This is a genomic window from Bosea sp. BIWAKO-01 (assembly GCF_001748145.1).
In the GTDB taxonomy this organism is placed as follows: domain Bacteria; phylum Pseudomonadota; class Alphaproteobacteria; order Rhizobiales; family Beijerinckiaceae; genus Allobosea.
In genome coordinates this window covers 4,767,253-4,790,128 of record NZ_BCQA01000001.1, presented here as the reverse complement: position 1 = coordinate 4,790,128, position 22,876 = coordinate 4,767,253, and the positions used below count along the sequence as shown (strand labels likewise).

General features: G+C 60.0%; 22 protein-coding genes and 1 pseudogene. 15 read left to right on the top strand and 8 right to left on the bottom strand.

What is annotated here, in order from left to right; genetic code table 11:
* Positions 1–385 precede the first annotated feature (385 nt).
* Entirely contained in the window at positions 386–844 is a 459-nt protein-coding gene (locus BIWAKO_RS22420) for a hypothetical protein (RefSeq protein WP_069880533.1), read from the bottom strand.
* A 112-nt stretch (positions 845–956) separates the two neighbouring features.
* Positions 957–1,508: an SOS response-associated peptidase gene (locus tag BIWAKO_RS22415; RefSeq protein ID WP_244523518.1), complete on the bottom strand. Its 552-nt coding sequence runs from the start codon at positions 1,506–1,508 to the stop codon at positions 957–959.
* Positions 1,509–1,546: 38 nt separating this feature from the next.
* Between BIWAKO_RS22415 and BIWAKO_RS22410 the strand changes: the two genes are divergently transcribed.
* From BIWAKO_RS22410 to BIWAKO_RS22395, 3 genes are all read left to right on the top strand, one after another.
* On the top strand, positions 1,547–1,921 hold the full coding sequence (locus BIWAKO_RS22410) for a GTP pyrophosphokinase (RefSeq protein ID WP_141740186.1): 375 nt from the start codon (positions 1,547–1,549) through the stop codon (positions 1,919–1,921).
* 56 nt (positions 1,922–1,977) lie between these two features.
* Positions 1,978–2,199, top strand: coding sequence for a hypothetical protein (locus tag BIWAKO_RS22405; RefSeq protein ID WP_069880530.1), 222 nt, complete (start codon positions 1,978–1,980; stop codon positions 2,197–2,199).
* 519 nt (positions 2,200–2,718) lie between these two features.
* Positions 2,719–2,970, top strand: coding sequence for a hypothetical protein (locus BIWAKO_RS22395; protein WP_141740185.1), 252 nt, complete (start codon positions 2,719–2,721; stop codon positions 2,968–2,970).
* Here BIWAKO_RS22395 and ligD read toward each other — a convergent pair.
* The gene (gene ligD, locus BIWAKO_RS22390; protein WP_084651694.1) at positions 2,967–3,899 is read right to left on the bottom strand and encodes a non-homologous end-joining DNA ligase; all 933 of its coding nucleotides are present in this window, start codon (positions 3,897–3,899) and stop codon (positions 2,967–2,969) included. The genes BIWAKO_RS22395 and ligD overlap by 4 nt on opposite strands.
* A gap of 224 nt (positions 3,900–4,123) precedes the next feature.
* On the opposite strand from ligD, the gene BIWAKO_RS22385 reads away from it, so the two are divergent.
* The 3 genes from BIWAKO_RS22385 to BIWAKO_RS37570 all read left to right on the top strand — a co-directional run bounded on the left by BIWAKO_RS22385 (position 4,124) and on the right by BIWAKO_RS37570 (position 5,309).
* On the top strand, positions 4,124–4,384 hold the full coding sequence (locus BIWAKO_RS22385; RefSeq protein WP_069880527.1) for a DUF7696 family protein: 261 nt from the start codon (positions 4,124–4,126) through the stop codon (positions 4,382–4,384).
* A gap of 259 nt (positions 4,385–4,643) precedes the next feature.
* The gene (locus tag BIWAKO_RS22380; protein ID WP_069880526.1) at positions 4,644–4,865 is read left to right on the top strand and encodes a hypothetical protein; all 222 of its coding nucleotides are present in this window, start codon (positions 4,644–4,646) and stop codon (positions 4,863–4,865) included.
* A 117-nt stretch (positions 4,866–4,982) separates the two neighbouring features.
* Positions 4,983–5,309 carry a DUF7696 family protein gene (locus BIWAKO_RS37570; protein WP_069880525.1) on the top strand — a complete coding sequence of 109 codons (327 nt, stop codon included), beginning with the start codon at positions 4,983–4,985 and terminating at the stop codon, positions 5,307–5,309.
* Positions 5,310–6,145: 836 nt separating this feature from the next.
* Here the strand turns inward: BIWAKO_RS37570 and BIWAKO_RS34410 are convergent.
* A pseudogene (locus BIWAKO_RS34410) lies at positions 6,146–6,354 on the bottom strand (cold-shock protein).
* Positions 6,355–6,623: 269 nt separating this feature from the next.
* A complete protein-coding gene (locus BIWAKO_RS22370) occupies positions 6,624–6,917 on the bottom strand; it encodes a hypothetical protein (RefSeq protein ID WP_069880524.1) in 294 nt (97 codons plus the stop codon).
* Between the two features lie 1,376 nt (positions 6,918–8,293).
* On the opposite strand from BIWAKO_RS22370, the gene BIWAKO_RS22365 reads away from it, so the two are divergent.
* The 4 genes from BIWAKO_RS22365 (at position 8,294) to BIWAKO_RS37385 (ending at position 11,351) form a co-directional block, all read left to right on the top strand.
* Positions 8,294–8,593, top strand: a complete 300-nt coding sequence (locus BIWAKO_RS22365) for a PepSY domain-containing protein (RefSeq protein WP_069880523.1) — start codon at positions 8,294–8,296, stop codon at positions 8,591–8,593.
* Positions 8,594–8,604: 11 nt separating this feature from the next.
* A complete protein-coding gene (locus BIWAKO_RS22360; protein ID WP_069880522.1) occupies positions 8,605–9,144 on the top strand; it encodes a hypothetical protein in 540 nt (179 codons plus the stop codon).
* Positions 9,145–9,424: 280 nt separating this feature from the next.
* The gene (locus BIWAKO_RS22355) at positions 9,425–10,942 is read left to right on the top strand and encodes a PAS domain S-box protein (protein WP_084651691.1); all 1,518 of its coding nucleotides are present in this window, start codon (positions 9,425–9,427) and stop codon (positions 10,940–10,942) included.
* A 145-nt stretch (positions 10,943–11,087) separates the two neighbouring features.
* Positions 11,088–11,351, top strand: a complete 264-nt coding sequence (locus BIWAKO_RS37385; protein WP_371332028.1) for a transposase — start codon at positions 11,088–11,090, stop codon at positions 11,349–11,351.
* A 6-nt stretch (positions 11,352–11,357) separates the two neighbouring features.
* On the opposite strand, the gene BIWAKO_RS22345 is transcribed toward BIWAKO_RS37385, so the two are convergent.
* The 3 genes from BIWAKO_RS22345 to BIWAKO_RS22335 form a co-directional block, all read right to left on the bottom strand.
* Entirely contained in the window at positions 11,358–11,693 is a 336-nt protein-coding gene (locus BIWAKO_RS22345) for a hypothetical protein (protein WP_069880520.1), read from the bottom strand.
* Between the two features lie 426 nt (positions 11,694–12,119).
* Positions 12,120–12,926 carry a metallophosphoesterase gene (locus tag BIWAKO_RS22340; protein ID WP_069880519.1) on the bottom strand — a complete coding sequence of 269 codons (807 nt, stop codon included), beginning with the start codon at positions 12,924–12,926 and terminating at the stop codon, positions 12,120–12,122.
* Positions 12,927–12,979: 53 nt separating this feature from the next.
* Positions 12,980–14,083, bottom strand: a complete 1,104-nt coding sequence (locus BIWAKO_RS22335) for an HAD family hydrolase (RefSeq protein ID WP_069880518.1) — start codon at positions 14,081–14,083, stop codon at positions 12,980–12,982.
* Between the two features lie 2,444 nt (positions 14,084–16,527).
* Between BIWAKO_RS22335 and BIWAKO_RS22330 the strand changes: the two genes are divergently transcribed.
* From BIWAKO_RS22330 to BIWAKO_RS22310, 5 genes are all read left to right on the top strand, one after another.
* Positions 16,528–16,761 carry a hypothetical protein gene (locus tag BIWAKO_RS22330; protein WP_069880517.1) on the top strand — a complete coding sequence of 78 codons (234 nt, stop codon included), beginning with the start codon at positions 16,528–16,530 and terminating at the stop codon, positions 16,759–16,761.
* Between the two features lie 268 nt (positions 16,762–17,029).
* Entirely contained in the window at positions 17,030–17,698 is a 669-nt protein-coding gene (locus tag BIWAKO_RS22325) for a PDDEXK family nuclease (RefSeq protein WP_176733375.1), read from the top strand.
* Complete coding sequence (locus BIWAKO_RS22320; protein ID WP_069880515.1) at positions 17,698–19,848, top strand: Mu transposase C-terminal domain-containing protein; 2,151 nt, start codon at positions 17,698–17,700, stop codon at positions 19,846–19,848. Before BIWAKO_RS22325 ends, BIWAKO_RS22320 begins: the two co-directional genes overlap by 1 nt.
* Positions 19,849–19,855: 7 nt before the next feature.
* A complete protein-coding gene (locus BIWAKO_RS22315; RefSeq protein WP_069880514.1) occupies positions 19,856–20,920 on the top strand; it encodes an ATP-binding protein in 1,065 nt (354 codons plus the stop codon).
* Positions 20,917–22,752 carry a TniQ family protein gene (locus BIWAKO_RS22310; RefSeq protein WP_074471596.1) on the top strand — a complete coding sequence of 612 codons (1,836 nt, stop codon included), beginning with the start codon at positions 20,917–20,919 and terminating at the stop codon, positions 22,750–22,752. The genes BIWAKO_RS22315 and BIWAKO_RS22310 overlap by 4 nt, the downstream gene beginning before the upstream one ends.
* Positions 22,753–22,876 lie beyond the last annotated feature (124 nt).

Sequence of the window (22,876 nt, the reverse complement as noted above, 5' to 3'; positions counted from 1 at the left end):
GACGAGAAGCCCTCCGAGTACCGCCAACACCATGACTGCCGATACGTGCGGACTGCCGAAAAAAACACCACAAAGCGCGATTGCCACGAGGAAACTCCCGGATAGCCAGGAAGGTGCTTTCATGCAGAAGGCGCCCAACACGAGGATGGCATACGAGCAGAGCAATCCGCCGCACTCGTGCATGAAGACCCCGTGAGCAGACGGGGCCTCGATGCTTGCGCCAAAGCCTCTCAGCCCGAGCATCACGAAGCTTGTGACTAGGCCACATGCCCCCGCAAAGAGCGCTATAACGCCACCGGCTCTTCGCATGCTTTATCCGGTGCATTGTCTGCCGCTGATCTTATATGGGGGATATTGCTTAGCCGGACATTAATCTCGGACCCGCCTAGTCCGGGTTGCAGGCGCCCAGAATTGTCTCCGGCTTGTTCTTCGCCACCATCGCCGAGCAAGTAATTTCTGGGCCTCGAATGGATACGCCGGCTCCGGCAAGGGTTTTGGCCATCCTGGTGATTTCGGCGCCAGCGATCCTGCCCAGCGGCGGGATTGATAGACTGAACTGAATCAGATCAAGGATCGACGCGCTATCCGACCATGTGCTTGCAGGAAGCGGAAGCTCGAACAGAACCTGAGTGACCACGTTCTTGCGGTCTCGCCTGATGTAGAGCCTTCGCTTTTCCGACCCATCAGACACGAAGCAATATTCAGGCTCGCAACCACGGTCCTGAAGGCCAAACTCGGGGCGCGCGGCAACGATGGCAACAAACTTTCTGACCGTCACCCCAAAATCATCAGCTGCCGCCTGACTCGCGACCAGGAGCATCCCGGCGACCATAAGCGCGCGCATGCTTCCCCCCAATATTTTAGGGGAGTGTGAGGCCAATATAAGATTCGGAAAAGGGGGGCGTGGCGGAATATCCGGCCATCGTGTTCACTCACCGAGGGTCGGAAATCCGGAGCTAGAACAGCGTTTCCTTGAACGGCTCGGCCGTAGCCGGGTCGTCATCCCCTACCCCGGTCCTGTTCATCCGCTGCGACACGATCCACTCGCGCAGTTCCTGCGGCGGCTGCATCAGCAACTCCTTGCCGCCCGAGCCATTAAGCCACGCGTCGAAATCGCGCGGCAGCAGCGTCGCCGGCATACGATTGTGGATCTCGGACATCCATTTGTTCGCGTCGCGCGTGATGATCGTGCAGGAAACGATCTCCTCGCCGGACTCTGGATTGGTCCAGGCCTCCCACAAGCCCGCGAAGCCGAGCAGGCCGCCATCGGCGGCGTTGATGAAATGCGGGGTCTTGTCGCCCTTCTCGCCAGTCCATTCGTAGAAGCCGCTCGCCGGAACGATGCAGCGCCGTTTCACATAGGCTGAGCGAAACATGGCACTGGAATCGACGGTCTCGATCCGGGCGTTGAATGTGGCTCCGGACTCGTTCGCCTTCTTCTTCCACCAGCCAGGAATGAGCCCCCACCGCGCTTTCTTCAGGATGCGGTTGCCGTCCTGGTCGCGCACAATGATGTCGACCTCGCATCGCGCACCCAATGCGATTTATGGCGCGGTTCCTCGCGGCCGGCCAAGAGCAGTATGCGATCATCGCCGCGCTCCATGACGTGGTTGAAGATTCCGACTGGACCTTGGACGATCTGCGGCGCGAGGGCTTCTCGGACGCCGTGGTGTCTGCCGTCGACGCGCTAACCCGCAGGGATGGCGAGGAGTACCTCCCGTTCGTGCGCCGCGCGGCCAGCCATCCGCAGGCGCGCTTCGTGAAGCAGGCCGATCTTCTCGATAACCTGGCAGCGGCACGGCTGGCGAACGCCAGCGACCGTGACCGTTTGAGCCAAAAATACGCGGCTGGCCTTCGCGCGCTCCACGAAAGACGCATCAGATTTGGGGGGCACGGATGGAGGCCAAAGTCTCCCCCTTGAAAACGCCGAACCTCGCGATAAATTTTTTCGGTATCAGCCACGGAAGGAGAAATCCGATGACCGCGGTTCCCGAACTCAAACCGGAAATGCCGACCATCTGCATCATCTGCCATGAGGATTATCGGTATGCGCTCCAGCGCATCGGCCAGCTTGAGGATGCCAAGCCCAATTCAGTGGATGCCCTCGAACTGGAAGCGCTCCGCGCCGCCGTCGTCCGCTATGAGGAGCGAGAGGTGTCGCCCAGCAAAGGCGAGACAGGGCAGTTCCTGCGGGGGTAGGCGACGGCGGTCTGATTCTTGAGGTTGAAGATTGCGCGTGTGCGCCTACTCCCTGTTCTGTTGTGAGCAGGTTTGGCCTTTCAGCTCGGGGGCCGCGAAAACGGAGCATCGCGACACGCGCCGCGACCTTGGTGGAGGCGGAATGGGAGATCGCTACTTGGTACTCCTCGCTACCTATTCGGACGTTTTACGCGCTGTCGACCGAGTCCAGGACCTGACTGGTTGTCTCGAGGACACGCCAGAAGAGGTCGAGCTGATCCAGCTCGTTGCGGCCCTTGAAATGTGGGTTTCGCTCAGGTCGGAAGCAGAAGGAAGACCGCTGGCTCGCGACGGATCGTCCGACTGAAACACCTGCCGCCGATAAGCCTCCTCGGGCACTCGCAGATTGGTTGGCGCGGCACCCTACACGCACTGATGCGTTGCGTTACCTTTGAACAACGCCCCTACTCCGTGCGCTGCTCTATTCTTGTGCCTGGCTGAAATGATGCTCGTTTGGTGTCGCCCGCACTGGAGTAACACATGCTCACTGGTCATGGTGTATTGGTCTCGCAACGCGGGCCGCGCTTTGCATTGACCTATGAACTGGTCGACACCGCGGGCACGGGGCGGATCGGCCATCTCATGTTCGACAATGCGGAGTGCGACCCGGCGCTCTTCGCGGAGCTGATGATGCTTGATTGCGAGAACGGCGAGAAATTAGACGTCACGGTGACGGTGGTTTCGGATCGTTGCCTGGGCGTCGTCGGCAGGGTCAAACTGCAACACAACTAGACCTCGTCGAGGCGAAGCACGCCGTCGGCATCGGCAACGTCGCGCAGCCCCTTGTACGATCCGTGCCGCAGCTTCTGGTCCGTCGTCAAGCCGCGGAATTCGATCTCAGCCACCAGTGACGGCGTCACCCAGCGTGTGCCTTTTCTCGTCAGGTTCAGCGCGGGCTGATCGATCAGGAGCGCGTCGAGCTGCTCCCGGAGCGCCGTCGCGGAGCGATCCGTGAACCCGGTTCCTACGCTACCGACATAGGTTAGCCGGTTGTTCTTCCAGGCCGCGAGCAGCAGCCGCCCGATACCGCCCAACGCGGACGACGACGGCTCATAGCCGATGATGAAGAACCCTTCCGACTGGATGCACTTGATCTTGAGCCATTCGCCGCCCCGGCCGGAGCGATAGGGCGTATTTCGGCGCTTCGCGATGATGCCCTCGAGGCCCAACTCGCAGGCCAGCGTCAGGAAGGCGGGGCCATCTGCGTCCACCTCTTCGCTGAGCATGATGCCAGGAGCGGCGCCCTGGATGACCGGGGCCAGCAGGTCGCGGCGCTCGGCCAGCGGCATGCGCCGGAGGTCTTGGCCATTGAGATACAGGATATCGAACGCGAACATCACCGCGAGATGAGCGTTGCGTGTTCCGCCACGGCCGCCAAGCGCGTTCTGAAGCGCCGAGAAATCCGAGCGGCCTTGCTCATCCAGAACGACAGCCTCGCCGTCCAGGATGGCGCTATAAACTCGCAGAACCTTTGTCGCTTCGGCTACGGTCGGGAATCGATTGGTGCAGTCATGCCCGCCGCGGGTCAGGATGCGAACCTTGCCCGGCTGGATATGGATGGCGATGCGGTAGCCGTCCCATTTGACCTCATAGGCCCAATTCTCGCCCTCGGGTGGCTTGGTCGCGAGCTTGGCCAGGCAGGGCTCAACCCTATCGGGCATCGGGTCTTCAAGCAGGCTCGGCTGGCTCGGATCTGGCGGCCTGCTGACGACCCCGCTCTTCAAAGCGGCGAAACCTGGCCCGGAACGCAGGATACGACGCGCGCACACAACAGCTACTCCACCACGCGCACCAAACGCCGGCCCAGGGAGATTCGTTCAGGGGATCTCCATTGAAAAGGATGCCACGGCGTGGTCGTCTGGCGGCAAGCTGCAGGAGATAAGCCGTGTCTGCTTCCGCGCCTCGCTACTCATGGTCCCATCTCGCCGGCCGCGAGGTCTCGACGAGCTCCGAAGCATGGCGGCACGAATGCGAGATCGAGTATCTGCTCGCCATGCCGGAGCAGCAACGAGCGGAGTTTCTCGACGGCATTCCCGGCGCCATCGATCGCGAAAGCAGGGGCGTGAAGGGTGTGCGCGGAGAGGCTGCCGTGGCCGCGCTCAAGGAGGCCATTGAGCGCCTCCGGCAAATCAAGACGCGAGGCTGAGAAGCGAGAGGGCCGCCCGTCTGGGACCATGCGGTTGCCCCCCGTCCTGGGGATTGCCGGCGGGGCTCCCAAGCCGTGATGGCACCGGACGTGGGATCGACATCGATGGCAAATGCGGGGACCAAGCGCCGGTGATCAGCCGCGCCTCATCCCATTGGCGTCTCGAGGCAGGATGTCCGGAACACTCGCCTCGCACCTTGCCGAAGCAGGCTGCTTTCCTAAATTTTTCTTGGCAGATTCACTTCAGAGGGAGGGAGCCATGCCATTCGCAACGCTGAATGACCCCGTTGACCTCGCTCGGGCGCGCGCGGCGCTGGATGCCGCCTGGAACGAAGTCAGATCGACCGTTCCCGTCGGCTATGAGGAGCGAGAGCACATCCGGCTCGCTTACATCGTGGCTGCGCTGGTCCATGTGGCCGAAGACGAAGATGACCTGGCGTGGCGGGCCAAGGAACGCTTCCGACAGACATTCAACGTGTAGCTGCCATCCGCAGATAATGGCGGTCCGAGTCCGCCCTGGAGTTGTGGCACACGGGATGCGGTTACGTCGGTGATTTCATGAAATCGATCCGTCTGGGGTTAACCCTGGAGGCTCACCATGCATTGGACAGTTCAAAAGACTGCTCCTCGCGTCGTCTGGTCCCGTCTCTTCGGTCGCGAGGTTCTTTCCGATTCCGGGGAGTGGCGGCACGAATGTGAGGTCGAGTATCTTCTCGCCCTCCCGAAGGCGGAACGAGCCCGAATCCTTGATGGCGTCCCCCACGCGCTCGACCGCGAGAACCAAGGCATCAAGGCCGTTCGCGGCGAGGCAGCAGTCGCTGCGCTGAAGGTTCAGATCGAGCGGCTGCGGCTTAAAAAAATGAAGGCTGAATGTGGGCCCCGCCGCTCCAGGCGAGGCTCTCTCAGGCCGTGGAGAGCGCGGTAGGAGATCGCAACGCCACCACGTGCAACAGACCCACAGTGAAATCAGTGGTTCCGCGATTTGTCAGCGATTGAGCCTCGCCGAACTCGGGCACACGCCACGGCCCCCCCCCGGCCGATGGGTGGGGGTCAGCGGGGCTCCTAAGGCCGTGCCTACGTGAAGGGTATCATGGCGTCGACACGCGCGATAACCACCCATGGCGATGCATTTGGTTCCGCAGGGACTTCAACCTCCCGGTTTTTAAGGCGATTGACGTCCGGAGGACGGGAGCAAGAAACAAAAATGGCCCGCGTGAACCCTGTGCGTTGGCATAGCACATTCCCGTGCTCCTGATTGCCGAACGCAAGGCGCAGCCGGCAGCTTCCCGGGATGACCGGCGCTACTCGTCATCCAGTCGAAGAACGTCCGGACGAAGAGCAGCCCCACCGGCTGGGGGGGCATATTTGGCGGGGCCGCTCCCCAGGCCGCGGCGGCGCCGGATGTGAACAACGCCACCACGCAGTAGCCAACCGATGGCGAAATCAGCGGTTCCACGGCTCGCTAATTATTTAACTCAGTCAGGAGCCTCGTCGCATTTTCGGTGCGGTTTCATTGAACCGCCGGACAGCCATCAACGGCAAATCGACGGTCGGATCCTCCGCCCAGAGGTCGGTGATCACAGCGGCAAGACGCTCGCGCTGGCCCGCGGCGCTCAATGGGTCGATCCTAGCCCGCGAACGAAAGAAGCCCCGCCGTAGCTGCGGCGGGGCCCGAGTCTGTGCGACCCTGTGGAGCGTGGCGAGGTCAGCACGGGGTCGAAACGGGCAACTCCGAAATCAGTTCCATTTAGAAAGCCGGCTCTATTCTGGCTTGAGGTTCTCGGCACAGGTTTTTCCCGAGCGTTGGTCGGGAACGAGTTCGTAAGCGATTTTTTGTCCGTCGTGCAGCTTTCGCAAGCCCGCGCGCTCTAAGGCGCTGATGTGAACAAACACATCGTGCCCGCCGTCGTCAGTTGAATAAACCCAAATCCCTTGGTGGGATTGAACCACTTCACCGTTCCCGTCGCCATGGCTGTCCTCCGCAACCCTGAGCCCGAAAAAGGGCCCACGGCGTCTTCCCACAGCGGGCCAAGTCTGGCTCATCAATGACCGGCTGAACGCGAACAAGAACGCAGGGTTCCGCCAAACGCAAAAAGGCCCGCCACCCCCTTTCGGAGCGGCGGGCCAGTTTGTTCCGGGCGAAGGATCAGGACGCCCGGCAGCAATTCAGGACGCCACACTCGCTCCACTCTCGACGAGCCCGCTGCGGAGCCGGTTATCTCTCCCGTCAGGTGGCCGTCTACGACCAACCGCAATCCTTTGCGATCATGAGCGCATCCGACTCCAAGGAGGCTGCCAACTCCCGGTATTCCTCAATCCGGTCTGTGGCTTCGGGCCTTCCCGAGGTGATCAAGAAATCGAGCACACTCCACACCAGTTCGTACGCCTCGCAAATATCGACAAAGACCGGATCATCGGAGTTTTGTTCAAAGGCGGCTCGCCAGGACGGCAGCCGCAGCATGAGACGTTTCAGTCCGTATCGTTGGATCGGCGTCATGGTCGTAAATACAAAAAGCGCGATCGAAGCGCGCATGCTGCCAGCAACGCAGCATTGCCTCAATTGTACCTGAGGGCGATTCAGGGGGCCCCGCCGCAGGGGATATTTCAGCGGGGCCTTTAGGCCGTGTGGCCTTCGAGGGCTGCTGAAGAAGGCCAGCACGCCAAAACAACGAATGCACCCGAAAACAGTTCCAGCCTAGGGACTCGGCAATGCGCTCTACTTTCGAAAGCGCCTACGCTTTTTTTGTCGCGGTTGTTCGTGCCGAGCAACGGAGCAACGATCATGAAACCCTCACGCTATTTGTCCATGGCCTGTTTCGCATCTGCTCTTCAGGCCAGCATTGCATTCGCCGGTCCTTGTACCGGCGAAGTCGAGGCCCTCACGAAGACATTGGCTGCGACGGACGCGGGTTCTGGGCCGACGTCGGGCGTTACGGGGACAAGCCAGTCTGGCGCCGGGGCAGCGCAACATCCGCCGGCGGAATTTTTGAGCCGCGAAGCTCAAGGCAAGGCAACATCGCCTGACGATGTCCGTCGCCAGACCCAGGGCCAATCAACGGCTGCCGATCAATCGAGGGCTCCGGCGACCGGTGCGTCTACCAAGGCAGAAGCGTCTGCTGCGGTCGATCGGGCGAAGGGGTTAGATCGCGCCGGTCGAGAGGCCGAATGCATGGAGGCCGTGCAGCAGGCAAAGCGGCTGATTGGGCCATAAGCAAACGCCCGCAGTTCCCACCGCCCTCGTTTCGTGAGCCGCGGGACCAACTGGGCGCGGCGGAAAGGCTTACTCTCCAGGGGGCCGAGTGAACTTGGGCTACTACGAGAGGACGCTGACAGCGACAACGATCAGGCCGACAACCATAGAAATCACTGGCTCAACCGAAGCGGATTTCGCTAGTTCGAAAGCGTCGCCACCATCACTGAACAAAATTCAGCGTGATCACCATGGCGTTGACCAAAGCAAGTCCGCCTCCCCCAAACAGTAAAACGTCCCGCCACCATTTGTGCATTCGAATCTCCTACCCCAAACTTGCGGTAGTGCGTGTCCGATTTGTGGTGGTCACTTCGACAATTGATCGGCATTTGAAACGAAAAAGGCCCGCCACCCCATTTGGAGCAGCGGGTCGAAACACTCCGAGATCCGACACGAGAAAACCAGCACACCAGGAGTGGACCAACTCGTCCATTCCTCCGTCGCCCTCGCAGTGGCCGCCTTGCGGCGGCGACCAACGTGAGAGCAGCTAGATGAGTTCCGGCGCTGCGGCATTCGCGTAAGGCCAAACCTTATGCTGCCACGCTGCGGGACCGTTCTTGGCAAGAGGGAGCCTCAAAAGCGGACAGACGTTCTTGGAACAAGTGGCCAACGTTGCCGTTGGATCGGGCACCCATGCCAACTGTTTCAGGGAGACACCGATGAAACGGACATTGATCGCGACGCTCTTCTCCGTCGCCACAGTTCTGGGCGCGCAGGCTCAGACCTCGACCACTGCCCCGACACCGTCCCCGAACGCCCCGGCCGATGCAAACGCCCCCCTGCCCGGTGCCAACAGCTTCACCGAGGGCCAGGCGAAGAGCCGGCTCGAGGCCAACGGCTACACCGCCGTCTCCGAACTCAAGAAAGACGACAACGGCGTCTGGAAGGGCAAGGCCACTCACGGCGGCCAGGCGGTCAACGTGAGCGTCGATTATCGCGGCAACATCACACACAACTGAGGAACCGCACGATGACCCAGACCATCACCCGATCCTACGACACTTACAGCCAGGCCGATTCCGTCATTCGCAAGCTGAAGGACGCCGGCGTCGCCGATTCCGATATCAGCCTCGTCGGCCGAGGAGACGAGGTCGACGGCGACAGCAACGCAGGTGAAGGCGCCGGCGTCGGCGGCCTGATCGGCGGAGCGGCCGGTTTATTGGCAGGCCTCGGCATGATTGCCATCCCAGGGATTGGTCCCGTCGTCGCTGCGGGCTGGCTGGCGGCAACCGCAGCGGGTGCTGCCACGGGCGCCGTCGCCGGTGGTCTCGTCGGTGCACTGACGAGTTCAGGTGTCGATGAGGAAGAGGCCCATTACTATGCCGAGACGGTCAGGCGCGGCGGCAGCGTCGTCGCGGTTCGGGCGACGGACGAACAAGCACCGACAGTCGTGGCCATCATGGATGGTGCGACCCCCATCGACATGGTCGATCGCCGCACTGCCTATGAGCGGGAAGGCTGGACGCAATTCGATCCGGAGGCCCCTCCCTACGTGCGACCGGCTTTGTAGCCGGCGCGGAAGCTCCGCCCGCATGCTGGCGGAGCTTCCGACCTTGCAACCATGATTGTGAGCCCCCGATCCGCTTTTAACCAGCGAGCCTTGACCGCGCAGTATTGCTCCAAAAATCTGATCGATGCCCGGCGATGATGATGGCCGCACCAGTTACGAGTCTGCGCCGATTCTAAACAAATGATATTGTGACCAGCCGAATTCGATGCTCGAATGATCGGGTGGCCAGACGGTCTTCTTGTTGTGAGCGGACTTGGATTGGCCGAGCGCGAGGCCGCCTATGGAGCGAAGCAGTGACCCTCAAGGGAGGGTCATCAGCAAAGGCACTGGCACTGCGAATGATCTGACGCGCCACGTTCTCGAACAGACGACACTCTTCCACTTCACCGATCGGCTGTTTCGAGCCCGCACGCTCGTCGAGATTTACCAGAGTGCGCTTGATGCCATCTGTGAAGCCCTCACGTGCTCGCGGGCAGCGATCCTTCGATTCGACGAGGGCGGGACGATGCGTTTCGTCGCCTGGCGCGGCCTTTCGGACGGATACCGCGCCGCTGTCGACGGCCATTCTCCCTGGAAGCGACATGACCGCGAGGCCCACCCGATCTTCATTTCGGACATGGCCCGCTCCGGCGAACCGCGGCCACTCATCGAGACCGTTATTGGCGAGGGCATTCATGCCCTGGCCTTCATACCGCTTGCCGGAGGCGATGAACTGACCGGCAAGTTCATGGTCTATTATGATACGCCGCGGGTTTTCACCGAGCACGAGCGCGATCTCGCGCTGCTCATCGCACGCCAGCTCGGCTTTGCCATCGAATGCCATGACGGGGACGCCTCGGCCCGCCGGCTGGCGGCGCTCGTCGAATCCTCGGATGACGCAATCATCGGCAAGGATCTGGACGGCGTTATCACGGACTGGAACCCGGGCGCAGAGCGCCTTTTCGGTTATCGGCGCGAGGAGGTTCTCGGCGAGAACATCATGTTGCTCATTCCAGAAGACCGGCGGGATGAGGAGCCGGAAATTCTGGCGCGCATTCGCGCCGGAGAGCGCATCAATCACTTTGAGACCATCCGCCGGCGCAAGGACGGAGCGCCTGTTGCGATCTCGCTGACCGTCTCGCCGATCAAGGACTCCAGGGGCGAGATCGTGGGGGCGGCGAAGATCGCCCGCGACATCTCGGATCGGCAGCGTGCGCAGGAGCAGCAAGACATGCTGCTGCGCGAGATGCACCATCGCATCAAGAACGTGTTTGCGCTCACGAGCGGCATCGTCAATCTCAGTGCGCGGTCGGCCTCCAGTCCGGCTGAGCTCGCGGCGACGGTTGCCGAGCGTCTGGCCACCCTGTCACGTGCTCACGCGCTGACGATGTCAGCCCTGACCGCGGGGGGCGAACCGGCAGCAACCACGCTGCATGCGTTGATCGGGGCAATACTGGCCCCGTATCAGGCCGGCGAACGGCCACGCAGCGCGGTTCGCGGTGCTGATATTCCGGTGCCCTCCACCCTCATCACTTCGCTCTCGCTGCTGCTCCATGAGTTCGCGACCAACGCCGCCAAATATGGCAGCCTCTCCGTCGAGGACGGCGTCGTCGAGATCACATGTTCGGATCGACTGTCCGAGTTCGTAATCGTCTGGCGCGAACGCGGAGGTCCCCCACCGACGACCACAGGAAGCGAAGGCTTCGGCAGCCGGTTGGTCAAGGCGACGGCAGGCCAGATTGGTCGGGTCCGCAGAGAGTGGGACCCTACGGGCGCGATCATTGAACTCATCATCGAGCGTGACAGGCTCGAAGACTGAGGCGATGATTGGATTGCCCCGGCGGGACAGGACCGGGATTACAGTTTGTGCCGCAGCCTTACGTGCTCGTGAAGGCGATCCTGTCTAACCATGTGCGCTTCTGCGCCAAGCTCGGCCCGGCTCCATATTTTGGCCGGCTGAACTTGTGCCCCATCAGCGCCGGTCCGGAGCAAATTTTAGCGGCGTGGAGCCTCGCCAACATCGCGTCGAAGCCATACGGGCGCCTTCCAAGGTCGCGCGCCGGCATGGCCTGACGCCGCGACAGTTATTCACCTGGCGTCGCAAGGCGCGCAGGCCGCGCAGACGCCCTCACACCTTCACACTCATCTTCGGAATCAATTCCCCCTCACAGTCCAACTGTGAGGCCTGTGAGGGGATGCATCGCAATTCGACAAGAGCCGGTGACTGACCACGACTAGCCCTCATAGTAGTAGTGCCGGCGGTAGCCATAGGCCGGGGCCCACGGGGGCGGCCCCCCATAACGACGGCCATAGCCATATCCGCGGTCGTAACCGTAGCCGCGGCCGTAGCCATATCCGCGGCCGTAGTATCTCTGCTGATTCAGGTTTTGTTGAATGATCCACAGCCGTTGCCGCTTCGCCTCAGTCATGGCGAACTCAATCGGTTGCTTGTCGAGTTGATGGGCAATACGGGGCGGAAGCGTTTCGCTTGCGTGAGCCGCAGGCGCGAAGGTGGCGATAGTTGCGGCCGCCCCAATGGCGATAGTTGCTGCGATAAAGAATCGGCGCATGGGAGTTCTCCCTGTTTGCTCTCGGCAATTAAAGCCTTCACACAGAGAACGCGGACTGAACAGAATTGTTCGGATTCGTTCAGAAAGCACCCTCCCGACAGCTTGGGTATGGCTCAAAATTTCCCGTCGATTTATTCCGATCACATGCGAGATTTTCGCGACCGCCCGGCCGGTTTCCGCAGACCGGTCAGCCCAATCCGCATAACGCGGCCAGATGCCGGTTGAGATCCGGTGCGCCGTCGTTCCCACCAAACCGGGCCGCGTTCGCCTAGGGACATCGGCCGCGTCCGGCGGCCCTTGCTGCCGACATGTCACCGCCACCACGCTTGGCGTCTTTCACAGCACGACGCGATTGAAACACCGTGCCACGCCCAAATCGGAGGCGCGACATCTCACACCAAATTGCATCATAGCAATCATAGCCGCTCATTTCTGTGCTTTATCGATGGAGATGACGCAGCATGGATCGAAACCTCGGTTCTCGCGATCCCGATGAAGATTTGGGTACCCCGCTTGGTTTGCAAAGACGCGCGTCCTGCCGACGCGATAGTCATGCGATCCATGATCATGACCGTGGATCCACAGCTCCGGTTGGAGGTCCTCGATCAGAGCGCTGAGATCAGAGACGAAAGCCGGCGAAAGAGCGCTTCCTTGATGCCGGGGCTGAACTGATTGCGGATGCGGCGCGTGGTGCGTGACTACCACCGTCGGGCCCTTGTGAGGCCTCGCAAGCTCACTCCGGACAAATGTAAGGTCGAGTCGATGCTCAGCCGCAGCGTGCCAGGGCATGAACCGACTGACATGGCCTCCCCTCTCTCGATATCGAATGAGGCGATGATCGTTGAGTTCCTGCCCGGCAATAATCATCGAGGGTTTGGGCGTCCCGAAAAGCCTATAATCAGTCCACAAAATGCAGCCGATGAAGCGGACGTCACCAATGACAACGGTTCGGCGATTCAGCAGGTGTATCTCGGCCAGTTCGGCAGCCTCGCAACCCTCCGCGAGATTTGCCTTCATCTCACTCCGATAGAACTCGTGGTTGCCCGGCACATAGACGATCGGCCGGCCCTTCAACGGCCCATTCTCCCTTTCACCGCTCATCCACTGGATCGCGGCGCTGATTGGCTGCCCCATGTCCCCGGCGAAAACGGCGACATCGAATTCCGGCATCGGCTCAGGAAACTCGAAAGGGCCGAATTCAAGATGCAGGTCGGAAATTACGAGCAAACGCATTCTGCCTCCAGTCGATTTGGATGGACGGAAACTCGTGCCTGCAGCCCGCGCTGTCAGGGCGCCTTCGACGCGGAAATCCGGTCAAAGAGATCGGTGACCTCACTCGGCGCAAAGAAGGATGGGCCGCTCGAGAGTGAGCTCTCGAATTCCTCGATTGGCATCGCCAGCGCGTCGATGGCGCCTGGGCCAAAAACGTCGGCCTCTAGATCGTCGCCAGTGAACAGGACTTCACAGGGCTGCAGCCGTAGCTCGCTGCATACCAACCGATAGATCTGTTGCTGCGGCTTCCTCAGACCCGCGCGAAACGACAGCACAAGGGCATCTGGCTGATCGGGAAGCCAATCGAGCAAAGCCTGCTCGTAAGGGCTAGCGAGATTTGAGCAGATAGCGATTTTGAGTCCCGCTCTACGCAAATCGGACCACACCTGATCCATGCCTGGCCGCAGCCGCATTGAAGCACACTCCGCCACGACGTCTGCTTCGAGCCTTGCCAGCAATTCTTCAGTCGGAGGTGGGGCCATCTCTTGCGACAGGCCACGCAACCCCATGGGATGCGTGATCACTCTTTCGGCCAGTGCATCGGTAGGTTCGTCGCGGAGAAGCGCATGGAACGGGCGACGCTTGTCGACGATCTCAACGACAGTCCCGAAAGCATCGAAGCAAACGGCCTTGATGCCGCTCGAAGGGGCATCCCAAATAGCCCCATAGCCTGGGTCCGCGGGATCGCTCAACTCGAGCTGACGGCGAACGGATGCGTCCTCGGCGACGGCAGCAAGATGCCGTCTGACCCTCATCTGATCTTCGAAGGAACCGAAAAGCACCTCCAGCGGAGGTCGACCATTGAACGGCGGAAACTGGCGGGGCCGAAACAACCACAATCGTTCTTCCCCTGCGCCTGAGGTCAGCAGTAGAAATTGCCGAAGGTCACCAAAAACGCCCAGAACAACCGAAATGCGCATGAGCGTGCTGGTTTCGAGAACGAGCGGCCGATGCTCGCGAGCAAGCTTCGTCCATTCGCGCAACCGCGCGGTTTCGCACTCTAGGAGCTGCGACTGCTGTCTCTCCAACAGCTTCCAGCGGCGAGCGATATTCAGGAAGGTACGCATACAGGGCGCGCTCACACGAGCCCGCTCCTCGAAGCTCCGCTCTTCGATCATTGCAATCCTCGTTTTGGATGAACCTGATCGCCATTGACGCGGCGAGATAGAGTTAGGGGGCGGGCTGTTCGGCCCGACCACTTGCTCGGCTTCCATTGATGGATTGGCGCGATCGCGCCTTACCTATTGTGCAGGGGAAATCATCCAGCCGCCCTCGACCGGCAGCGGGGTATTTGTCATGTTTCGCGTACGGCGGAACCAGACATCAACCGACGCCCATCCCGCTTTGTCACTCGCTGTGATCAGCGCGGCGAAATTCGATGCCAGAGGTCGTGTGGGAATTTAGGTGAAGAGCGCAGCACGGATGAACCCTCCGTCGAAGACACACTTGCAAACAGATGCGTTGTCGAGCTCCGCCAAGCCGTTCAGCGACGCCGCTTATTATACAAGTTCCATAAAATTATTCCACACAAATGATTGCGGCACCGCCCTCCTGACAGGGAGTAGGTTCGTTCCGATGCCTGCAGACGCGCCAATTCCGGGTTTCGTCTGCAGAGCTGCCAGGCTCCTGCTGGGGCAAACGCAAGATTGGCTGTCAGCGACAGCCGACGTGTCTCGCAAGACCGTTTTCGACTTTGAAGCCGGCGATATCGAGCCGAAAATCGCTCTCAACAACCGAATCCGCAGAGCGCTGGAGCGAGATGGAGCTAGCTTTGTAAGCGGCGAATCCGTTGTCGGCGTACTTGTTTTCACGAAGCCCACGGCAGCCAATCCCTGAGCGCTGGCAGCCTCGCCGCATTAACCATATTGCGATGAATTGGATGCAATAATTTAACATTCTGTATAATTTATAGACTGCTCGATAGGGGTTTCCGCCTGCTCCAATCTGAGCAACAGCCGCTGCCTTCTCGCTACCTAGCTTACTCCAACGCGAGGCTTCCAATGATCCATAGAATGCGGCCGCCCCTCTCGACGACAGCAAGAGCAGCGATTCGTTCCGCTCCAATCTCCAACCCGCATGGTCAGCGCCCCTATTCAGCGGGCCGCTGGACTGGGGGCGACCTTCTGAGCGATCCGTCACTGCTAGACGAAGAGTTCGACGAATTGGAGTGCGATGCGCCGATCCTCCTGCGAATTGTCAATCAGCCATAGCAGGCAACGCGCTCCTGTTCCGGTTGCCGCCAGAGAAACGGGCCAGGAGCGTGCCCGCCCCAATACCCACCTCCGATGCGTATCCCGGCCTCGCGGGGAAGAGCGGCTCTTTAGACGGGGGGCGCGAGCGAAATCTCGGCGCATCACCTCATGCAACTGTCGATCCGCGCAACATCGGCCAGTTATTGACCGAATCAATTCAACAGAAAAGCGGACAGAGATTTAGCTAGCGCCTGACAATGCATAGCGATGGGTAGGTCACAGCCGACGAAGATGCGCCAATATACGGCTGATCCCGGGCGCGCGCCGCGGCTAGATGCCGCGCCGCATGCGCACGAAAGTAATTAGATAATCAATTTTGCGATTTTTCAAAAATAGCCGTTAAAATCTTATTGCCAATTTATAAATGCCGCCTCAGCTAATTAAATTCGCGTTAGCCGAAGTCGGACACACGAATCAATCGCGCGTAACAGTACAAAAAATAAAAAATATTTAATTCCGCTTATCGCTATTTTTCAGATTATTTTTTGAACTATGACCAAAATTCTTTCCGCTTGCCTAGGAAATAGGTCATCCGGCAAAAACGAGCACGCCGGAGCGAATCAGTTCGGCGCGGAGCTACCACTGACCAATCTCGCCCGGAACAGAAAGCTATGAGGACTTCGATCGGAAAACCGATTCGTTATGAGACGAAGATGAGTAAAAGCAAAAAGGACATCACGCCGCCAAGCATGATGTCCCTTTAACTATCCACTCGATCGGCATGTCCAGCGCGGCCTAGGAACCCACGGACATTCGATCGGCCTTGCAACGGCCGAAACCGTAACTCGACTAGGCGACTCTTGTAAGCGCGCATCAGCGTTCGCGCAAGAGAGTCTCTTGGTTGTGGCCGTCGGTTCGGGCCCAGATCGGCGACGTTGACCAATGAGCCAAAACATAACTCGGAGCTATTGCGCGGCGCATATGGGCCCGGCTCCCTCCCTCTATGATCGAGCCATCTCAATCACGAACAGGAACGGCGTACCCAAAACTTCCACACTGGGCTCCCACGTCTGCTGTGGGGCAGCCACATTATGTTCTTCGAGAGCAGCCTCGAGAAGAAGGCTCAACTCTGCTCATTAGCCCGGCCTGAAACGGTTAACGTATGGGAACAGCAGCACGTCGACTACATCGATATTGCTGGGCGCTCCACACAACACTGGTTCGACCTCGTGTTGCCACTGAGGAGCAGGACAAACCGAAGGAGAATTCGCGACAGAGTAAATGATCGAAATCACGTCGTCCGGTCGATCCCTGGCTGTCTCGTGCCCAATCGACCTAGGCCAAGCCCCTTTTTATCTTGGGAGTACGGAATGGAGAAGTTGGCTGCACTCGTAGTCCGACTCGGCCAGATCCGAGTGGAGTTTGGCGAAGAAGTCGTGCTGCGTGCCATTCACGCAGCATCCGTGGCCGCCGCACAGATCGTTCTGGCCGAAGCCGAGGCAGAAGCCGAAGCGCGGTTCAGGCCTGTGCTGTCAGGCCAGATAATCGCCTTCCCACTGATCGAGCGAGACCGAGCCGAACCTGATCAGGAACCCAAAATGTAGAGACGAAGATCGTAACGACCAAAACAACAGGGACACCCTGACGCCAATCAGGATGTCCCATTGAAGCGACCCACTCCTACGGGCGTCAGAAACCTCGGAGCGGATCTAAACCAACCCCGGCTGCTGCCGAACTCAGTCTCTTGTGTATACCTGCGCGCGCATAAAGATGCAAGCAGTTTTCACGAGAGATTGGGATCGCGGTAGTGTGCCTACTGCAGAGATCCCCAACGTGCATACTTTTGAAAATCTACCCTGCTCTCCAGCGCCGATGATCTATCTGCCTGAAGATCACCGATCTACTCGAAATGTTCATACCAAAAGCCGCGGCGCCTGCCGACCCAGCGTCGTCATCCATGATCGCGAGGTCATGTGTGAATCTGGCAAAGAGCGAGATGCAGCGCTCATCATGGCCTCCGACCGCGAGGTCATCGATCTTCGCGAACAGCCTCCAGCAGTGACCTGGCTCGACGCCGAGGGGACGCCGCGACGGCATACGTTCGATTTTCTCGCAACGCTGCGATCCGGGAAGAAAATCGCTATCGCAGTCAAGCCGATGGCCGTTGTGAAACGTACCCGGTTTCTCGAAACGCTCGGTCTCATCGCTCGACACGTGCCGCGGAGCTTTGCCGACGGCGTCAAACTCGTTACCGACGAGAATTTGCCGCTCGACGACGTCCATAACGCGGTGCTGCTCAAACACATGCGTCGGACCTCAAACACGGAGCACGATCAACTCATCAAAAGCCTGCTGGCTGAACATCGGCGGGCCTCAATCGCGCAGATCGTGGAGGCAAGCGGGCTGGAGGGCCACGCATTCCAGGCGATTATCCGCCTTGTTGGCTCTGGCGCCGTTAGCGTCGTCGACAATACCCGCATCAGCTACGACGCCATGATCGAACTGGCTGCCACCTCCCACACCAACGAGGAGGTCGCGTGATGAGCACCGATTTCACCCCGCGCTTCAGCCTGTCGCATCAAGACCGCCTGGTCATCAACAATATTGCTTACAAGCGCCGCAACCGCCTGGCGAATGGGTACGTGCTTGAGCGTGTCGAGGATCCCGACGTGGCGGAGACGTTCACTGACAGGGATCTACTGCTGGCCTCGACCAAGTCCGACTTCCGTTTCGAGCGCAATGCATTTGCTGGAAGCAAAGCGTCCGCGACCTCGGGTTCGGTGGACGGGCTGATCAACTGGCTACCCGAGGGGCAGCAGGAAGAGGTGCTTTGGCGAACCAGGTTCTGTGGTGGGATGGAGAAGCAGATCCAGGCAGGGAACGCCACTCTTTCGGACGCTTCATACAAGAGATGGGGCCCGATCGTTGCGCAGCAAGACTATGCTGACGAGCTGCGCCGCACTGCAAAACGCAATGCAGACGGTGAAATAGTTAGGCCAAAAGCTGGCGATCGCGAGCCGGGGTGCCGCAAACCCCCAAGCGCGCGCACCTACCGCAAATGGCGCAAGTGGTTCCTGGAGGGCGGAGAACGAGCCATCGCCCTCCGGAAGCGCCATTTCAGATCTGGCAACCGCGTAACCGAGCGGCTTGGTCTTGCTGAACGGCAGATCATGCACCGCTTCGCGCTGGCGTTCATGTCCGAGTCTCGGCCGACCAAGCGAGACGTCTACCGCTTGATGAAGGCTCATATCGTCGATGAGGAAAACCCGAGGCGTCTCGCTGCGGGTGAAAAGCCCCTTCGGGTTCCGAGCTATGAGCGACTGGTGGCCGAGATCAACTCATTTCCTGAGTTCGATACGCATGCCTGCCGCTTCGGCCTTGACGCCGCGAAACGACGCTTTGCGATGGTGCGAAACGGCGTGGATGTCGAGCGGCCGCTGCAGCGTGTTGAGATCGACGAGTGGCGGATCAATCTCCAGGCGCTCTGCGCGGATCTCGGCATCCTGGATAAGCTGTCAGATAAGCTGAAGTCCGAAATTGCAACGGCTCGGCCTTGGTTGTGTGCGGCCTTGGATAGCGCGACCTCGGTCTGTGTTGGATTCAAGATCGCCCTCACCCCCACTAGCGATCTCGCGATGGACGCGCTCGAGATGGTGGTTACGCCCAAGGCTCCCTACGCCTTGGCTGCGGGAGCCCTTAGCCGTGACGACTATTATGGCTCTCCAGAACGGATCGTGACCGATCAAGGTGCGGCATTTCTGTCGTTGCGGTTTCGCCGAGCCATCATCGATCTCGAGGCCGACGCAGAGGCTCCTCCTGCTGGGCTTCCGTCCCTTCGAGGTCGTATCGAGCGGTTCTTCAGAACCGCGGGCATGCAAGCGCTTTGCCCGTTCACTGGTCGGACCTTTGAATCGATCGCTGCAAAGGGCGATTACGACCCCGTTGCTCGGGTCAGCCTGACCCTCCCGGAGCTTTGCGACGTCATCACCCGATGGGTGCTCGACATCTACCACAATACGCCACACGGCGGTCTGAAGGGCGAAACCCCCGCTAACTGCTGGAAGCGGCTGGTCAAAGCCTACGGGATTATCCCCTCACCCGACCGCCACCGCCGACGCGCAGTATTCGGTGTGAAGGCTGACCGGTCCCTAACGCCCAAGGGCGTTCGGATGCTCAGCCTTCACTACAACAACCGGGAGCTGCAGGAGTTTCGCCGCCGCAACGGCGACGTCACCCTCGAAGTCCGTCTCAATCACATGGATCTCGGCCATGTCTCCGTGAGGTTGGACGACGGCGGTTGGCTCTCGGTGCCGAATATCCGGCCGGGCTTTGACGACGTGCCGATGACGGTCTGGCTCGCCGCCGAGGCGGATCTGAAGCGTCGTTTCAAGGCCCAAGCTGTCCTTGCCGATGAAATCGTTGCCAAGGCTGTCAAGGACGCTTGGGAGCTCGGCAAAGCCAGCGCTGCCCGCGTGAGCATCTTCTCCACTCGACCCAGCACCGAGGAGCTGGACTACACGGAGAACGAGCTCGGCTTCGGCTTCGACCGACCGGCGCAGCTGCCTCAAGGTGCGACGTCGCTCACCGGCAATTTGCTCGAGGGGTTAATCCCAACCGGCACCGGCGATAGCACTTCACCCTCAACGACTGCCCCCAAGTCAAAGCGCCGCTCATTTAAGATTACGGATTGATATTTCCATGACCCATAACTTTGATCTTATCGAAAAGTACCGCGCATCCCTCTCTGAGCTGGAACAAACCGTTCTGGCGGGCCGAGAGAAGCTGAAGAACAAGCACATTGAAACGGACTGGGGCCCTGAGCTCAGCCGCAAGTTCGACTCAGTCGTGCGATCCGTCCTGACCATGCGCCAGTATAGCGGCGCCCCGGACACCGAAGGGCGCCACGAGGGCCGTTGCCTCTTCGTCAGTGGCGAAGCGGGCACCGGCAAAACCGCGTCTCTTGAGCGGCTTTTCCAAACCCACCCCATACTTCAGCCCCGGGGAGAGCAACGCTCTCCCCTCCTACGGGTAATTGTGCCGGCGCCATGCACGCTCAAAACGCTGGGACGGGAGGTGCTCCGGGCGCTGGGATACCCCCTCGCCCGCGAGTTGGCCGATCACATCATCTGGGGGCGCATTCAAGAACTCCTGCCCGTCGCCGGCGTGCTCATCATCTTCTTCGATGAGACCCACAATCTGACGGACAACGCCAACGTGGTTCAAATGGACAACATCCGGAAGACCTTCAAAACGCTGATGGTCTCGTCCTGGCCGGTTGGCCTGATCATTTCTGGCCTGCCCAGCCTGATTCCGGAGATGCGCAAAATCGACGAGATTCGTCGTCGAGGGCAGTTTGTCTCTGTTCCGCTTCTAGCGATGCCCGACGACAACGAAATGGTCGGCGGCATTGTCAGCGGCCTCGCCTCGGTTGTTGGCCTCTCCATCGGCGAAGAAGCCGCATTAGAGATCGCCCCTCGCCTGGTACATGCCGCCCTGCGTCGCTTCGGGATCGCGATCGAGTTGATCCACGAAGCCATCGAGCTGGCGATGCTGGAGGAAAAGCCGCTGTCGATCGAGCACTTCGCCACAGCGTTTACCGATCGAACGGGCTGCGGTGCTCTGATGAACCCATTTGTTGCGCCCAATTGGGCCGAACTGGATTGCTCTCTGGTCTTGACGAATGAACCGCCAATCGAGCCCATCCTGCCGATTGACCCGCCCCGTCGCGGAAGCCGCACTCGCAAGAAGGGAGGCCGCCCATGAGCGGTCTCTACCCTTCTCTCCCGCTACGGGTCGGAGAGTCTCCCGCGAGCTTCCTGTCGCGACTGGCGCTCCTTCATCGCGCCCAGAGCCAAAACGTGTTCGCACTAGACATGGGGTTCGAGCTTCAGGCCGTCATAGACGGCGATGCGACTGCGCTGACGCGGCTCGCAAAGCTCTCCGGCGCATCCCTCAATCGGCTCTTCGACAATGCTATTGTCCGCAAAGAGGACCACTACCTCTATCGCGGTCAGACGTTCGCGCGGTCGTCTCTACGCCGGGCACGGGTTATGGCCTGCCCTCAATGCCTGGCAGAGGACATGGCCGGGGGCACCGATCCATGGCTGGCGAGCGGCCGCAGCGACTGGCTTTTCCAACACTATCGCGTCTGCCTGAAGCACTGTGTCGAACTCGTGGAGCTAGGCGATGGGAGCGATCCGTTGCCTACTCACGACTTTGCACGCAGGACCGCACCACAGATCGCCGGCATTCCGGCACTCGCTCTTCAGACAAGTCAGTCCGATCCGACACAGTTGGAGCGATATCTCGCGGCCCGCCTAAGCGGTGACGCAGGCCCCGAGTGGCTCGATATGTTGCCCTGCTATGTTGCCTGGAGGACGTGCGAGGTCATCGGCGCAGTCGACCTCAATGGTCGCGATGCGCCCATACGTGACCTGAGCGAACGTGATTGGCGACGCGCAGGCGATCGCGGATATGCCATCGCCAGTCACGGCAAAGGCGACGTTCGAAAGTTCCTTCAAGCGCTCGGGACGACGGGCGATTACGCGAAGAATGGTTCGGCCGGCCCGCAGGCTTGGTTCGGGCAATTCTTCAAATGGCTCTATTCCATGAAGTCCGATCCGAACTACGACCCGGTTCGCGACCTAGTTATCGACTTCGTCGCGGACAGGGCCCCCGTCAGTCCGGACGATAGGATTTTCGAAAGGCAGATCGTGCCTGAGCGTCGTCGGCATTCGGTTTACACCGCCTCTCGAGCGAGCGGGATCCACCATAAGCGCCTCAGGCGCGTGCTGCGCGCCGCAGGCGTCCTGCCGCCTGACAGTGCTTATCTCAGCGCTGACGTGGTGACGTTCCCCGTTGCTGCGTCCGCGCCGATCCTCGATCTGCTTCAGAACGTGATCACGCTGAAGCAAGCCGAGACCTATCTGAACGCAGGGCGCGTACACACCAAGCTGCTGGCGGAGCACCAGTTTATCAAGCGGGTGAAAGACCATAATCTGCTCGAGCTCGGCGATCAGGCTTACGACCGTCGCGAGCTTGATGAGCTCATGAGACGGCTTTTCACTAATGCCGTGCGGGTCACAGAGCCCGAGGGGCCTCAGATGTCCATCGCAGCTGCCGCAAAGCGTGCCTGCTGTTCGGCAATGGAGATTGTAAAACTAATTCTGGATCACCAGCTCCGATGGGTCGGGCAGTCGACTTGCGAGACGGGTTATCAAGCCATTTTGGTCGACGTGGATGAAATTAAGAGACTCACGCGCGGTGATCACGAGGACGATCTTACAATTCTGAAGGCCGCTCATCTGCTCGGCGCTGCCGACAGGGTTGTCCGTGCCCTGGTAAAAAATCAGCTTCTTCCAACCAAGCGCGCAATCAGTCCGATTAATCGATGCCCTTATGAAGCCATTTCCCGCAAATCACTTGATATGTTTATGGCGAAATACGCTTCGCTCCATGAGCTCGCTCGCAGCCGCGGAAAACACATGCCCATATTGAAACGGGAATTGGCATTGCGAGGCGTCGAACCGGCTTTGAGACAGGAGCAGGTGCTAGCTTCGCTCTATCTGCGATCCGCTATCCCACCGGATCTTTAGATCCGCTTCCCCAGTCGCCAAAACCGACCCCGGCCCCCTAGGCCGGGCTTTTTTTTGCTTTGGAGCAGTCGTTGCGCGTGATTCTGCGGAAGTACTATCCCTCAAACTGCGGAACTTAGCCCAC